The following is a 13,551-nucleotide window of genomic DNA, read 5'->3' as shown; positions in this document are numbered from 1 at the left end:
TCGCCATGGCTCATGAACTCTATACCCGTACCAACCAGAAGATCTATTTCGCAGGGCTCGCGCTCGAAGCGCTGGGAAAGGCGGAGAAGGGGCAGGCGGTCAACGCTCCTGCGTTGCTGCAGGCCGAGCGTGAGTCAGCGCTGTTTCACCTGTATGGCGCGCTGCTGGGCTTGTGTCACGAGATAGCGGGGTTCTACCGCTTGCCGCAAGCCGGCACGCGTCGTGCGGAAGAATTACTGACTCAGGAAGTGCTTGACGCCATTGCCATTCCCGAGATGGCCGAGCTGGTGGAACTGGCGCAGAATCGCCAGACATGGCTAGCGCAGTTGCTCGCGACCTATAACGCATTGTACGAGCCGCCTCGTGCGCCGAAAAAGCTCAAGGGTGATGTCACGCAGCCGATGATACAGGCTGTGAACCTGGACGCTGAGCCGGAGTCTGAACTGACACGTGAAGAGCTTGAAAACTGGCGTCAGCAACTCAAAGGGTTGGCCATCCGTTTTCGTGAAGGCCTGAGCGAGTGCTGAAAACCAATGAAGTGCAGGCTGGCAGGCTGTTACAATGCCCGCCTCTTGCGGAGTAACTGTAATGCCTACCTCTTTCCTGGAAATTGTCGAACTACCTGACGGGCGCATCGAACTGCGTCGTGCCGATGACGAGGGCTCTCTGGTAACGCTTGATTTTTCTGCCGATGCCAAAGCGTTCATGCAAGGTCAGCATGTTGAAGTCGCCAAAGCCATGTTGAGCGTGGGTGTGCAGATGGCTGGTCGTCTGGCAGAAGGCGAGATCGAAAAGGATGACGTACCCCACGTTCTGCACTGATCGACGTTTGGGCCTTTGTTAGCCCAGCCGGATGTTCAGGCTCTGCGCTTCCCCGATTTTTGCAGCACTGATCAATTGCTGGCGCGCCACGCTGCCAAGCGGGCTGATCCAGCTCACCACCGTATGGCTACGGCCCAGTCGAAGTGCTTCACGAGTCAGTTCCAGCACGCTTTGTGTGCCACGCGGCTGCAACAGCAGAATCCGCTCCCTGTTGAGCCCTGCATCGCGCAACCAGGTCTGAGTCAGGCTTGACGGTGGGGCGATCAGCGTTAGCCAGCGTGCATCGATTTCCTCGCTCAGTTCCCTAAGAATTGGAGCCAGAAGGTTAAGGCAGTTCCCGGCAGCGCCGCGCAGAGACAGTTCACTGAAGGGTTCCGGGTCGTCTCCCCAGGGTGCTTCGACTGCATCTGCAAGCAGCGGAGCAATGGGCTGCGCCAGAAACGCCTCGAACAGTGGCAATTGTGAATGCGGTGCTTGATGGAACTGCATAACGTCTCCTTAGCGGCGAATGACGCCGACGCTCAAACCTTCGATCACCAGTTCCTGATCCTTGAGATCGACCTCGATGGGGGCGAAATCAGGGTTCTCGGCTAACAGCCAGACCTTGCTGCCTTCACGCTTGAAACGTTTGACGGTGACTTCATCGCCAATCCGGGCCACTATAATCTGGCCGTTGCGGGCTTCGCGTGTGGTATGCACCGCCAGCAGGTCGCCGTCCAGAATGCCGACGTCCTTCATGCTCATGCCGTGAACGCGCAACAGGTAATTGGCGCTGGGGTGGAAGAAGGAAGGATTGATGTTGCAGGACTCTTCGATATGTTGCTGGGCCAGAATCGGTGCGCCAGCGGCAACACGGCCAATGACCGGCAGGCTGCTGTCGTCCGGCCGCGCTTCGAAGCCGGGTATGCGGATGCCGCGTGAGGCTCCCGGGGTCATTTCGATGGCGCCTTTGCGAGCCAATGCCTTCAGGTGTTCTTCCGCTGCGTTGGGCGATTTGAAACCCAGCTCCTGAGCGATTTCCGCACGTGTCGGCGGAAAGCCGTTGTCTTCCAGGCAGCGTTTGATGAAGCCCAGGATTTCAGCCTGGCGTGGCGTCAGTTTGATCATGAGAGGCGCTCTGGCTTTTTATACAGTGACTGGGATTATATACAGTGAAGGCGCGTTGGCAATCATCCTTTTCACTTTCGCTGCCAGACGGTGCTCGGGGTAAATGACACGCCTTTTGTCCAAAAGCGCTGCATGGGCTGCTTTCTGTCATTTAACATCCATTTTCGTGACTGTTCGGCCACAAAATGAACGGGTCTGCTTGACAAGCGGGACGCCTGATACGTATGTTTCAAACGTTCGTTTGTTAGGCAGAGAGCCATGGCACAGTCGGAAACCGTTGAACGCATTCTTGATGCTGCCGAGCAGTTGTTCGCAGAAAAGGGATTCGCTGAAACCTCCTTGCGTCTTATCACCAGCAAGGCGTCGGTCAATCTGGCTGCGGTGAACTATCACTTCGGTTCGAAGAAGGCGCTGATCCAGGCGGTGTTCTCGCGCTTTCTCGGGCCGTTCTGCATAAGCCTCGACCGCGAGCTGGAGCGGCGTCAGGCAAAACCCGAACACAAACCAAGCCTGGAAGAGCTGCTGGAGATACTCGTCGAGCAGGCACTTGTCGTTCAGCCGCGAAGCGGTAATGACCTGTCGATCTTCATGCGCTTGCTGGGACTTGCTTTCAGTCAGAGCCAGGGCCACCTGCGCCGCTACCTCGAAGACATGTACGGCAAGGTGTTCCGTCGCTACATGACGCTGGTCAACGAAGCCGCCCCGCGTATTCCGCCTATCGAACTGTTCTGGCGCGTGCATTTCATGCTTGGTGCTGCCGCGTTCAGCATGTCCGGTATCAAGGCCTTGCGCGCGATTGCCGAGACCGATTTCGGCGTCAATACCTCCATCGAGCAGGTCATGCGCCTGATGGTGCCGTTTCTGGCCGCAGGCATGCGTGCCGACACCGGCGTCAGTGACCCGACAATGATTGCCGCCCAGCTCAGGCCGCGCAGCAAAAGCAGCAGCGGTGCGCCTGCGACCGCAAAGGCCTGACGCTTCAGGCCTTAATCCTGACGCTTTAAACCTGAGTAATGCAGCGGCGCATCGCATTGCGTCGGGCTTCAGGATCAAGCACCATGCCGGATTGGAAACAGGCACTGGTATGTAAGGGTTTTTCTATGAGTTCTGGCCTGCAAGGCTCCCTGATGGTCGATGTCGCCGGCACCTGGCTGACCAGCGAAGACCGTCAGTTTCTGCGTCAGCCCGAAGTGGGCGGTTTGATCATCTTCGCCCGAAACATCGAGCATCCACGTCAGGTTCGTGAGCTGAGTGCGGCTATTCGCGCCATTCGCCCCGACCTGCTGCTGGCTGTGGATCAGGAGGGTGGCAGGGTCCAGCGTCTGCGTCAGGGTTTTGTGCGTCTGCCGCCAATGCGTGCCATTGCCGACAAACCCGATGCTGTGCTGCTGGCCGAGCAATGTGGCTGGCTGATGGCGACCGAAGTGCTGGCTGTCGGGCTGGACCTGAGCTTTGCCCCCGTGCTGGACCTGGATCATGAGCGCAGCGCTGTCGTCGGGTCGCGTTCTTTCGAAGGCGACCCAGAGCGTGCGGCGTTGCTGGCAGGGGCGTTCATTCGTGGCATGAACGCGGCTGGCATGGCGGCTACCGGCAAGCATTTCCCCGGTCACGGCTGGGCTGAAGCCGACTCTCACGTGGCTATCCCGAATGACGAGCGCAGCCTTGAACAGATTCGTGCTGCCGATCTGGTGCCGTTTGCACGCCTGAGTCAACAACTCGCTGCAGTCATGCCCGCCCATGTGATCTACCCGAAGGTCGATTCACAGCCAGCCGGTTTTTCAAAGCGCTGGTTGCAGGGCATCCTGCGTGACGAACTGAAATTCGACGGTGTTATTTTCAGTGACGATCTGTCGATGGCCGGAGCCCATGTGGTCGGTGATGCCGCCAGTCGTATCGAGGCGGCGCTGACGGCGGGTTGCGACATGGGACTGGTGTGCAACGACCGTGCTGCGGCAGAACTGGCACTCAGTGCGGCACAGCGTCTGAAGGTCAAGCCTTCGTCGCGCATCGCCCGCATGCGTGGTCAGGCATCGGCCAGCACCGACTATCGGCAACACCCGCGCTGGCAGGCCGCGCTTCAGGCGCTGCGCGCTGCCCAACTGATCGATTAAGGATTTGCGATGACTGTATACGCGATTATTGGCGGTACCGGCCTGACTCAACTCGAAGGCCTGAACATTCGGCAATCCTTGCCGATGAACACGCCTTACGGCGTACCTTCCGGCGAAATACAGATCGGCGATTATGCCGGTCGCGAAGTGATGTTTCTGGCGCGCCACGGTCACCCGCACCGATTGCCGCCACACCAGGTCAACTACCGGGCCAACATCTGGGCCTTGAAACAGGCTGGTGCGCAAGCGATTCTGGCGGTCAATGCAGTGGGTGGTATCCACCCGGCAATGGGTACCGGACATTTTTGCGTGCCGCATGATCTGGTCGACTACACCAGCGGTCGCCAGCACACCTTCTTCGCCGATGACCTGGAGGAAGTCACGCATATCGACTTCAGCTACCCCTACAGCGAAGCGCTGCGGGCGCGGCTGATTGCGGCGCTGGCCGCTGAAGGGTGCGCGTTTTCCGATCGTGGCGTCTATGCCTGTACTCAGGGGCCGCGCCTGGAGACGGTCGCCGAAATCGTCCGCCTTGAGCGCGACGGTTGCGACATTGTCGGCATGACCGGTATGCCCGAAGCCGCTCTGGCTCGTGAGCTGGAGCTTGAATATGCCTGTCTGGCGCTGGTCGTGAACCCGGCGGCCGGCAAATCGACCACCGTCATTACCATGGCGGAAATCGAACAGGCCCTGCGCGACGGAATGGGCAAGGTCAAGGCCACCCTTGCCCGGGTTCTGTCAGCCTCCTGACTTACAGCATGCGCTTCAGGGTATTGTCCTTGCGCACAAGGTGATGCCAGAGCGCTGCGACTATATGCAGGCCGATGACGTAGTAAAAGATGGAGCCCAGTAGCTTGTGCACATCCTCGAACGTCTCGGCCGTGCGGTCGGAGGTAGGCAGTGGCCAGGGTATCTGCAGGTCGGTGAGGGGAACAGGTAACGCGCCTTTTTCAATCATTACCGTCAGCAGGCCCAGTAAAGGCTGGGCAAACAGAAACGCATACAGCGCGTAATGGGTCAGCGTTGCAGCCAGCCGCAACGCGCCTTCAAGCGGCGGCGTGATGCCGGGCGGATGATGTCTTCTACGCTCGGCGACGCGAAAAAACGCCATTACCAGAATCACGATCCCGACCCAGAAATGGCTCTGCACTACCAGCGTGCGGTATTCCGAACCCTTGCCAAACTGGGTACGGCTCAGAATCAGGGCATAGGCCAGCACAATCATGATGGCCATGATCCAGTGCAGCCATCTGGCTCTTGCGGTGTAGCGTTGAGAAGTCAGTGCATCCACGTTTGGATTCCTTGTCGCTTTTTTTCAGGCCTGGTAAGCAGTTTAGGCCGTTGACCGGAGCCCTGCGTTTCATTCGCCCCTGATTTTTTTTAACGGTAGGGCGGTGCCAGTAGAGGCGTGCCATTGAGTATGGCAAATACGCAGCAAGGGCGACACGCGACGGAACCTGTGCGCATGGGTGGCTTCATATGACGTGAATATTCACCCGGGAGCAAGTCTTGACCAGTGCCAATCCGCCTGTCGGCCCGACAACGCCAGTGTCCGCCAGTGTTTCATTGAATGTACTGACCATGAACATGCACATGGGCTTTGGCATTTTCAATCGCCGCTTCATTCTGCCGGAGTTGCGTGAGGCCGTGCGTACTGTATCGGCCGATATCGTGTTTCTTCAGGAAGTGCATGGCGAACACCAGAGTCATGCGCGCAGCGTCAAGGACTGGCCAACGATTTCCCAGTACGAATTTCTTGCCGACAGCATGTGGAGCGACTTTGCCTATGGTCGCAACGCGGTGTATCCGGATGGCGATCACGGTAACGCGCTGCTGTCCAAATACCCCATCACCCGGCACGAAAATCTCGACATTTCCATTCATGGCACCGAGCAGCGAGGTTTGTTGCACTGCATTCTGGAGGTGCCGCACGCTGGCCCGGTGCATGCCGTGTGTGTGCACCTGGGACTACGTGAAAGCCACCGGCGTCAGCAGCTCAAATTGCTTACTGAACTGATGGCGCGTCTTCCCGAAGGCGAACCGGTGATCGTGGCCGGGGATTTCAACGATTGGCGCCAGCGCGCCGATGCGTTGTTAAAGGACACCGGGTTGCACGAGGTGTTTGTCGAGCGATTCGGCGCACCCGCCAAGAGCTTTCCGGCCCGTTGGCCTTTGCTCAGGCTGGACCGGATCTATGTTCGCGATGCGGCTTCCCATCGGCCGAAGGTGTTGTCCAGCCGACCGTGGTCTCACCTTTCCGATCATGCACCGCTTGCGGTGGAGTTGACCTTATGAGCGATACGGCAGGGCAGTGGTGTGATGGCAACTCGGTGGAGTTGCTGATCAATGGCGAAGACTTCTATGCACGGGTATTCGAGTGCATACGTGCTGCGCGTAAAGAGGTGCTGATCGAGACCTTCATCATCTTTGAAGACCGCATCGGCGAGGGTTTGCAGCAGGCATTGCTCGAAGCGGCAGCCAATGGTGCAAACGTCGTGGTCACGGTGGATGACTACGGGACTTCGGACCTGAGTTCGACATTCGTCAAAACCATGATCGATGCCGGTATCCAGATTCAATTGTTCGATCCACGCCCGCGGTTCATGGGCATGCGCACCAACCTGTTCCGTCGTCTGCATCGCAAGGTGGTGGTGATCGACGGCGAGCTGGGCTTTATCGGCGGCATCAACTACAGCGTCGATCATATGACCGACACCGGTCTTACTGCCAAACAGGACTACGCCGTTCTGGTACGCGGCCCGATTGTGGGCGATATCCATCAGAGCGCGCTGAATATGCTCAGCACGGCAGTTCGGGCGAAGTTGCCACCGATACCGCTCAAGCTGGACCGTGCCGGCGACGCTCGCATGTTGCTTGCCGAGCGCGACAACGGCGAACACAGCACCGATATCGAAGAGCAGTATCTCAAGGCCATTCGCGCTGCGACTCAACGCATCACGCTGGCCAATGCGTATTTCTTCCCCAGCTATCGCTTTCTGCGTGAGCTGCGCAATGCATCACGACGGGGCGTCAAGGTCACGCTGATTCTGCAAGGCCAGCCAGACATGCCGTTTGTACGGGTCTGCTCACGGTTGACCTATACCTACCTGCTGCGCGACGGCGTCGTCATTCACGAGTACAAACAACGCGCGTTGCACGGCAAGGTTGCACTAATCGATCAGGAATGGTCCACGGTGGGCTCCAGTAACCTTGACCCGCTGAGCCTGGCGCTGAATCTGGAAGCCAACCTGTTCATTCGCGACCGGGCACTCAACGATCATTTGCAGAGCCACCTGATGGAGCTTGCTGCTGCGCACAGCACTCAGATGAGCCTTAAAGGCGCGGCGCGCGGCCAGTGGTGGCGTGCGCCGATGATCGTGTTGAGCTTCTTTTTCCTGCGGCGTTTTCCGGCGATTGCCGGTTTGTTCCCGGTTCACGGCGTACGCCTCAAGCCCATACGCGCCGGTGACGTGGTGCCAGAAGCGAAAGTGATCGAGCAGCAGCAGAATAACCACGAGATGGACCAGGAGAAAACCTCATGACCCAGGCCGCAAGTGCAGCGCCGCAAAGTGCGCAGGGAGCCAAATGGAAATGGGCAAAGCGGGTGTTCAATCTGTTTTTCTTCATTGCCGTCCCGGTTCTGTTGTTTCTGCTGGTCAAGAACCTTGACTGGCAGGAGGTGAAGCAGGCGCTGGCGTCTTACAAGGCCAGCACGCTGGCCATCGCAGCCGTTGTGGCGTTTGCCAGTTATGCTACTTATTGCGGCTTCGATGTGCTGGCGCGCTATTACACCCGTCACAGATTGTCGATCAAACAGATCGTGCCCGTGACGTTTGTCTGCTATGCGTTCAACCTCAACCTCAGTTCATGGGTGGGCGGCATCGCCTTGCGTTATCGGCTGTATTCCCGGCTCGGACTGGATGTTTCGACCATCACCCGGATTCTCAGCCTTAGCCTTATTACCAACTGGCTGGGCTATATGTTGCTGGCCGGTTTTGTGTTTTCAATGCGTTTTCTGGAATTGCCTGAAGAATGGTCGATCGGCACCACGACCCTGCAACTGATCGGTTTCGGACTGTTGGCCGTGTGTTTTGCCTACTTGTTGGCCTGCCGGTTTTCCAAAAAACGCTCCTGGACCGTCCGTGATCAGGAATTCAATCTGCCGTCGATGAAGCAGGCCTTGATGCAGGCCAGTCTGGGTGCCCTGAACTGGTCGTTGATGGCCGCCGTGATTTACACGCTGCTGCCCGACAAGGCCTTTTATCCGGCGATTCTCGGGGTGCTGCTGATCAGCAGTATTGCGGGTGTCATCACCCACATTCCGGCGGGGCTCGGCGTGCTTGAAACAGTCTTCATTACCTTGTTGGCGCACCAGTTCTCCAAGGGCAGCCTGCTGGCCGCTCTGATCGGTTACCGCGCTATCTATTTTCTGCTGCCGCTGCTCATTGCATTGGTGGTGTACCTGGTGCTGGAGAAGCGCGCGAAGAAAATGGGCGAGAAGAACCAGCAGCGAATGGGTGAGCAGGCGAAATCCTGAGCGACGTGAATCAACGCTTTGTCTGCTCGTGCAGAGCGGTGTATCGAGTCTGGCACCCGCTCTCAATCATCGAACCCGACCTGTTCATGTATCTCGTCGACTTTCAGCTCCAGTCGGTACGCCACTGCGATAAACAGTGCCTGGCACAGGCACAGGGTGGCGCTCAGCGAGCGGAAGGCGAATGAACTGCCTTCATTGACCAGCAATACCGAATTGGCGCGCTTGGCCAGGGGCGACAGGTTGCTGTCGGTGATGATCAGCGTCTTGGCCTGATGATGCTGGGCGATGCGCAGGCAGTGCTGGGTTTCCTTGCCGTAAGGCGTGAAGCTGATCGCAATCACCAGATCATTGGCGCGCACGCTGCGCATCTGCTCGCGATAGCTGCCCCCCAGGCCGGAAATCAAATGAATACGCTTGTTGGTGTGTTGCAGGTTGTAAACCAGATAATCCGCCACCGCGAATGAGCGGCGCACGCCCACGACATAGATGTTGTCGGCGTTGACCACCAGGTCCACGGCTTTTTCGAATTCATCATCGTCCAGTTCTGCACTCAGACGTTCCAGCCCGGAGAGCGTAGCGCTCACGCATTCGCGTGCCAGATCGCCGGCGTTGGCCTTCTGCGATTTGTTGGCGATCATGCTGCGGATACGCTGCTGGTAATTCTGTACCGGCGTGGTCTTGTGCGTGTACGCCTCGCGAAACAGCGCCTGCATTTCGCTGAAGCCGCTGAACCCGAAGCGCTGGGAGAACCGCACAATCGCCGAGGGGTGGACTTCGCACTCGCGGGCGATATCACTGATCCGGTCAACCATGATCCGGTCGCTCTGCTGGCTCATATAACTGGCGATCCGCTTGAGCTGACGCGGCAACCCGTCGTACTCGTCAGTGATCAGCCGCAGCAAGCCTTCGGCACTGTTCGGCGGCATGTCGAGGCTCGTCTCGGGCAGTGTGGGCTGATCGGCGCTGGTCATATTCAAATCCTTTCTGCTTGTCAGGGCGATTTTTCGGGTGACGCCTTTATGAGCCTGACGGTGAAGGCTGCCTGTGGCAGGGGCGATGACTATATCTTACCCGTCTACGCATTGTGCCAGCACTTGAATAGCGGTATGGAAAAAATATTCCACTGAAAATAATTATAGAATAAATATTGATTGATCAGGCTCGACGTTTTACGCTGCATTCACAAAGCAGCGCGTACACAGGTTGCAAGCGCTGCAGGCTGATAAAAATAACAGGAGCCACCATGGGCCAGACACGCTTTGCCACTGGGCGTCAGTTGGATCTGATCTGCCTTGGACGCCTGGGCGTCGATCTTTATGCGCAACAAGTAGGCGCACGCCTGGAAGACGTTTCCAGCTTCGCCAAGTACCTGGGCGGCTCATCGGCCAATATTGCCTTTGGCACTGCCAGGCTGGGGCTCAGGTCGGCCATGCTGAGCAGGGTCGGTGACGACCATATGGGCCGCTTTCTGGTCGAATCGCTGGCGCGTGAAGGCTGTGATGTCAGCGCCATCAAGCGCGATCCCGAACGCTTGACCGCCATGGTGCTGCTGGGGCTGAAGGACCGTGAAACGTTTCCCCTCGTGTTCTACCGCGAAAACTGCGCTGACATGGCCTTGCGCGCCGAGGATATCGACGAGCAGCAGATCGCGTCGAGCAAGGCCCTGCTGATCACAGGCACGCATTTTTCCACTGACCAGGTATTCAAGGCCAGCAGTCAGGCGCTCGACTATGCCGAGAAGCACGGCGTCAAACGCGTGCTGGATATCGATTACCGCCCGGTCCTCTGGGGGCTGGCGGGCAAGGCAGATGGCGAAACGCGGTTTGTCGCCGATCAGAAGGTCAGCCAGCATGTGCAGCGCATCCTGCCGCGTTTCGACCTGATCGTCGGCACTGAAGAAGAATTCCAGATTGCCGGTGGCTCCACCGATTTGCTCACCGCCCTGCGTACGGTGCGTGAACTGAGCGCCGCAACGCTGGTCGTCAAGCTCGGTCCGCAAGGTTGCACGGTGATTCACGGTGCCATTCCTGCGCGCCTTGAAGATGGCGCAATCTACCCAGGCGTGCGCGTTGAAGTGCTCAACGTTCTGGGGGCAGGTGATGCATTCATGTCCGGGTTCCTCAGCGGCTGGCTCAAGGATGCCAGCGACGAACGTTGCTGCCAGTTGGCCAATGCCTGTGGCGGGCTGGTGGTCTCGCGCCACGCCTGTGCACCCGCGATGCCCACCCCGGCAGAACTCGATTATCTGTTCAACAGCCCGGAACCCATTACCCGCCCGGATCAGGATGTCGTTTTGCAACGACTGCATCAGGTTAGCGTGCCGCGCAAGCAGTGGCGGCAGTTGTTCATCTTTGCCTTCGATCATCGCGGCCAGCTGGTCGAACTGGCTCAACAGGCCGGGCGCGACACGGGCAGTATCAGCCATCTCAAACAACTGTTCGTGCAAGCGGTCGAGCGTGTCGAAGCCGGCCTGCGCCAACGTGGTATCGAAGCCGATGTCGGGCTGCTTGCCGATCAACGCTTCGGACAGGATTCACTCAATGCAGCGACCGGCCGCGGCTGGTGGGTAGCGCGTCCGGTAGAAGTGCAGGGTTCCAGGCCCCTGGCGTTCGAACATGGTCGCTCCATTGGCAGCAATCTGCTCGCCTGGCCGCAGGAGCAGATCATCAAGTGTCTGGTGCAATATCACCCCGATGACGAGCCAATGCTGCGCCTGGAACAGGAGGCGCAGATCAAGGCGCTCTATGACGCGTCGAAAGTCAGTGGTCACGAACTGTTGCTGGAAATCATCCCGCCCAAGGATCACCCGTCGCCCCATCCAGATGTGATGGTCCGGTCGCTGAAGCGTTTGTACAACCTGGGCATCTATCCCGCCTGGTGGAAGATCGAAGCGCAGAGCGCGCAGGTCTGGCAGCAGCTGGACGAGTTGATCCAGCAGCGTGATCCCTACTGCCGTGGCGTGGTACTGCTTGGGCTCAACGCACCGGTCGAAGACCTCGCCGCCGGTTTTGCCGAAGCCCGACACAGCCGCGTCTGCCAGGGGTTTGCCGTCGGCCGGACAATATTTCGCGAGCCAAGCCGGGCCTGGATGGCCGGAGAAATAGACGATGCAGCGTTGGTCAGTCGGGTGCAGAGCACCTTTAACTGGTTGATCGAGTCCTGGCGCGAAAGCCGCGCCTGATTCTTTCTTGATCTGACGTCGCGATAACAACAAAAAAGGTGCAGCCATGCCCGTTTCCACTTCAACACCCAGGATCCGCATCGGCATCAATCCGATCTCCTGGAGCAACGATGATCTGCCCGCTCTCGGTGGAGAAACGCCGTTGAGCACTGCCTTGAGCGAAGGCAAAGCCATCGGTTACGAGGGGTTTGAACTCAACGGCAAGTTTCCGAAAGATGCCAAAGGGGTCGGCGATGTGTTGCGGCCTTATGATCTGGCGCTGGTTTCCGGCTGGTATTCGAGCCGTCTGGCGCGACGCTCGGTGGCGGAAGAAATTGCAGCCATTACCCCGCACGTTCAGTTGCTTGCCGAGAACGGCGCTTCGATATTGGTGTATGGCGAAGTAGCCGACTCGATTCAGGGGCAACGCATCCCGCTGGTCGAACGACCGCGCTTTCATACCGATGCGGCATGGCGCGAATACGCCGAAAAGCTCACCGAACTGGCGCGTTTCACGTTATCCAGGGGCGTGCGCCTGGCGTATCACCATCACATGGGCGCTTACGTCGAGTCGCCACAGGATATCGACCGGCTGATGGCGCTGACCGGCGAGGAAGTCGGGCTGCTGTTCGATTCCGGGCATTGCTACATGGGCGGGGGCGAACCTCTGCTGGTCTTGAGCAAACACATCGGGCGTGTCTGTCATGTGCATTTCAAGGACGTACGCAAGCCCGTGGTGCAATTGGCACGCAATAATCTCTGGAGTTTTCCGGACTGCATCATCAATGGCACGTTCACCGTCCCGGGTGACGGCGATATCGATTTTTCAGCACTGCTGAAGGTGTTGCTGCAAGCCGATTACAGCGGCTGGCTGGTGGTCGAGGCCGAACAGGACCCGGCAGTAGCGCCGAGCTATGTGTACGCCAAAAAGGGTTACGACACGTTGCGCCAATTGCTGGCCGATGCGCAATAAGGAGGACTGAACCGTGAATCTGCTGACCAAGAGCAAACCCCAGGGCCGTGACATCGTGGCGCTGGCACCCGGCTCGCTCGACTATGTGAGCTTTGCCGCCTACCGCCTGGAGAGCGGGGAGCGTCTGCCTCTCAGCGCAGAGCACAACGAACTGTGCGTGGTCTTGCTGGCCGGGCACGCCAGCGTGACCGGCGAAGCACCGGGGCAGGGCGCTTTCGGCTGGGACAACATCGGCGACAGGCAATCGGTGTTCGAAGAGAAATCACCGTTCGCGGTCTACCTGCCGCCCGGGAGTCAGGCCGAGTTTGTCGCACGCGGGCCGGTGCATCTGGCCGTATGCACTGCGCCAGGCGATGCAGGCAAACACCTTCCGGCCCGGCTGATCATGCCCGACAGCATGAAGCGCAGTGTGCGCGGCAAGGGTGCCAACACCCGCTATGTGTGCGACATCCTGCCGGACAGTGAACCGGCGCACTCCCTGCTGGTGGTCGAGGTGCGAACCCCTTCGGGGCACTCCTCCAGCTACCCGCCACACAAGCACGACCGGGACAACCTGCCCCACGAGAGCTTTCTCGAAGAAACCTACTACCACCAGGTCAACCCGCCGCAGGGTTTTGTCTTTCAGCGGGTCTACACCGACGACCGCAGCATCGATCAGGCCATGGCCGTGGAAAACAATGATCTGGTGACGGTGCCCAAAGGCTATCACCCGGTGTCCGTGCCCTACGGTTACGAATCTTATTACCTGAACGTGATGGCCGGTCCGACGCGCGCCTGGCAGTTTCACAACGATCCACAGCACAGCTGGCTGCTGGATCTCTGATTTCCCCTTTTTTTCTGG

The 13,551-nt window shown here is 58.6% G+C and carries 15 protein-coding genes; 11 read left to right on the top strand and 4 right to left on the bottom strand.

Features of this window, described 5'->3' with window-relative positions; all coding sequences use genetic code 11:
* Window positions 1-5: 5 nt before the first annotated feature.
* Together MME58_RS16845 and MME58_RS16840 are read left to right on the top strand one after the other, a co-directional pair.
* Window positions 6-527 (top strand): DUF6586 family protein, encoded by a 522-nt coding sequence (locus MME58_RS16845; RefSeq protein ID WP_055005378.1) that lies wholly within the window; start codon window positions 6-8, stop codon window positions 525-527.
* A gap of 61 nt (window positions 528-588) precedes the next feature.
* Window positions 589-822, top strand: coding sequence for a hypothetical protein (locus tag MME58_RS16840; protein WP_003315798.1), 234 nt, complete (start codon window positions 589-591; stop codon window positions 820-822).
* Between the two features lie 18 nt (window positions 823-840).
* Here MME58_RS16840 and sulA read toward each other — a convergent pair whose 3' ends face one another.
* Window positions 841-1,311, bottom strand: a complete 471-nt coding sequence (gene sulA / locus MME58_RS16835) for an SOS-induced cell division inhibitor SulA (protein WP_055005377.1) — start codon at window positions 1,309-1,311, stop codon at window positions 841-843.
* Window positions 1,312-1,320: 9 nt separating this feature from the next.
* The gene (gene lexA / locus MME58_RS16830; RefSeq protein WP_055005376.1) at window positions 1,321-1,929 is read right to left on the bottom strand and encodes a transcriptional repressor LexA; all 609 of its coding nucleotides are present in this window, start codon (window positions 1,927-1,929) and stop codon (window positions 1,321-1,323) included.
* 258 nt (window positions 1,930-2,187) lie between these two features.
* Between lexA and psrA the strand changes: the two genes are divergently transcribed.
* From psrA to MME58_RS16815, 3 genes are all read left to right on the top strand, one after another.
* A complete protein-coding gene (psrA, locus tag MME58_RS16825) occupies window positions 2,188-2,904 on the top strand; it encodes a transcriptional regulator PsrA (RefSeq protein WP_054985256.1) in 717 nt (238 codons plus the stop codon).
* Window positions 2,905-3,041: 137 nt separating this feature from the next.
* Window positions 3,042-4,040: a beta-N-acetylhexosaminidase gene (gene nagZ, locus MME58_RS16820; RefSeq protein WP_174518977.1), complete on the top strand. Its 999-nt coding sequence runs from the start codon at window positions 3,042-3,044 to the stop codon at window positions 4,038-4,040.
* A 9-nt stretch (window positions 4,041-4,049) separates the two neighbouring features.
* On the top strand, window positions 4,050-4,790 hold the full coding sequence (locus MME58_RS16815; protein ID WP_054985254.1) for an S-methyl-5'-thioinosine phosphorylase: 741 nt from the start codon (window positions 4,050-4,052) through the stop codon (window positions 4,788-4,790).
* A gap of 1 nt (window position 4,791) precedes the next feature.
* Here MME58_RS16815 and MME58_RS16810 read toward each other — a convergent pair whose 3' ends face one another.
* A complete protein-coding gene (locus tag MME58_RS16810) occupies window positions 4,792-5,331 on the bottom strand; it encodes a cytochrome b (protein ID WP_055005375.1) in 540 nt (179 codons plus the stop codon).
* 218 nt (window positions 5,332-5,549) lie between these two features.
* Here MME58_RS16810 and MME58_RS16805 point away from each other — a divergent pair, with 218 nt between their 5' ends.
* The 3 genes from MME58_RS16805 to MME58_RS16795 are packed head-to-tail and all read left to right on the top strand — an operon-like array spanning window position 5,550 to window position 8,577.
* Window positions 5,550-6,335: an endonuclease/exonuclease/phosphatase family protein gene (locus MME58_RS16805; protein WP_055005374.1), complete on the top strand. Its 786-nt coding sequence runs from the start codon at window positions 5,550-5,552 to the stop codon at window positions 6,333-6,335.
* Window positions 6,332-7,582: a cardiolipin synthase ClsB gene (gene clsB / locus MME58_RS16800; RefSeq protein WP_055005373.1), complete on the top strand. Its 1,251-nt coding sequence runs from the start codon at window positions 6,332-6,334 to the stop codon at window positions 7,580-7,582. Before MME58_RS16805 ends, clsB begins: the two co-directional genes overlap by 4 nt.
* A complete protein-coding gene (locus MME58_RS16795; RefSeq protein WP_055005372.1) occupies window positions 7,579-8,577 on the top strand; it encodes a lysylphosphatidylglycerol synthase domain-containing protein in 999 nt (332 codons plus the stop codon). The genes clsB and MME58_RS16795 overlap by 4 nt, the downstream gene beginning before the upstream one ends.
* A gap of 62 nt (window positions 8,578-8,639) precedes the next feature.
* Here MME58_RS16795 and MME58_RS16790 read toward each other — a convergent pair whose 3' ends face one another.
* Complete coding sequence (locus MME58_RS16790) at window positions 8,640-9,548, bottom strand: MurR/RpiR family transcriptional regulator (protein WP_054985249.1); 909 nt, start codon at window positions 9,546-9,548, stop codon at window positions 8,640-8,642.
* A 272-nt stretch (window positions 9,549-9,820) separates the two neighbouring features.
* On the opposite strand from MME58_RS16790, the gene MME58_RS16785 reads away from it, so the two are divergent.
* Genes MME58_RS16785 through iolB form a run of 3 tightly spaced genes read left to right on the top strand, consistent with a single transcriptional unit; the run spans window position 9,821 to window position 13,533 of the window.
* Complete coding sequence (locus MME58_RS16785; RefSeq protein ID WP_055005371.1) at window positions 9,821-11,758, top strand: bifunctional 5-dehydro-2-deoxygluconokinase/5-dehydro-2-deoxyphosphogluconate aldolase; 1,938 nt, start codon at window positions 9,821-9,823, stop codon at window positions 11,756-11,758.
* A 46-nt stretch (window positions 11,759-11,804) separates the two neighbouring features.
* A complete protein-coding gene (gene iolE / locus MME58_RS16780) occupies window positions 11,805-12,710 on the top strand; it encodes a myo-inosose-2 dehydratase (RefSeq protein ID WP_054985247.1) in 906 nt (301 codons plus the stop codon).
* A 13-nt stretch (window positions 12,711-12,723) separates the two neighbouring features.
* The gene (iolB, locus tag MME58_RS16775; protein ID WP_055005370.1) at window positions 12,724-13,533 is read left to right on the top strand and encodes a 5-deoxy-glucuronate isomerase; all 810 of its coding nucleotides are present in this window, start codon (window positions 12,724-12,726) and stop codon (window positions 13,531-13,533) included.
* Window positions 13,534-13,551 lie beyond the last annotated feature (18 nt).

This window comes from Pseudomonas syringae pv. tagetis, assembly GCF_022557255.1.
In the GTDB taxonomy this organism is placed as follows: Bacteria; Pseudomonadota; Gammaproteobacteria; order Pseudomonadales; family Pseudomonadaceae; genus Aquipseudomonas; species Aquipseudomonas caricapapayae.
The sequence above is the reverse complement of the archived record's forward strand: the minus strand, read 5'-3'. Positions and strand labels throughout refer to the sequence as shown.

Coding starts and splice junctions, on each gene's coding strand:
- MME58_RS16845 (WP_055005378.1), top strand. CDS start 6: ATGGCTCATGAACTCTATACCCGTACCAACCAGAAGATCTATTTCGCA.
- MME58_RS16840 (WP_003315798.1), top strand. CDS start 589: ATGCCTACCTCTTTCCTGGAAATTGTCGAACTACCTGACGGGCGCATC.
- sulA (WP_055005377.1), bottom strand. CDS start 1,311: ATGCAGTTCCATCAAGCACCGCATTCACAATTGCCACTGTTCGAGGCG.
- lexA (WP_055005376.1), bottom strand. CDS start 1,929: ATGATCAAACTGACGCCACGCCAGGCTGAAATCCTGGGCTTCATCAAA.
- psrA (WP_054985256.1), top strand. CDS start 2,188: ATGGCACAGTCGGAAACCGTTGAACGCATTCTTGATGCTGCCGAGCAG.
- MME58_RS16815 (WP_054985254.1), top strand. CDS start 4,050: ATGACTGTATACGCGATTATTGGCGGTACCGGCCTGACTCAACTCGAA.
- clsB (WP_055005373.1), top strand. CDS start 6,332: ATGAGCGATACGGCAGGGCAGTGGTGTGATGGCAACTCGGTGGAGTTG.
- MME58_RS16795 (WP_055005372.1), top strand. CDS start 7,579: ATGACCCAGGCCGCAAGTGCAGCGCCGCAAAGTGCGCAGGGAGCCAAA.
- MME58_RS16790 (WP_054985249.1), bottom strand. CDS start 9,548: ATGACCAGCGCCGATCAGCCCACACTGCCCGAGACGAGCCTCGACATG.
- MME58_RS16785 (WP_055005371.1), top strand. CDS start 9,821: ATGGGCCAGACACGCTTTGCCACTGGGCGTCAGTTGGATCTGATCTGC.
- iolE (WP_054985247.1), top strand. CDS start 11,805: ATGCCCGTTTCCACTTCAACACCCAGGATCCGCATCGGCATCAATCCG.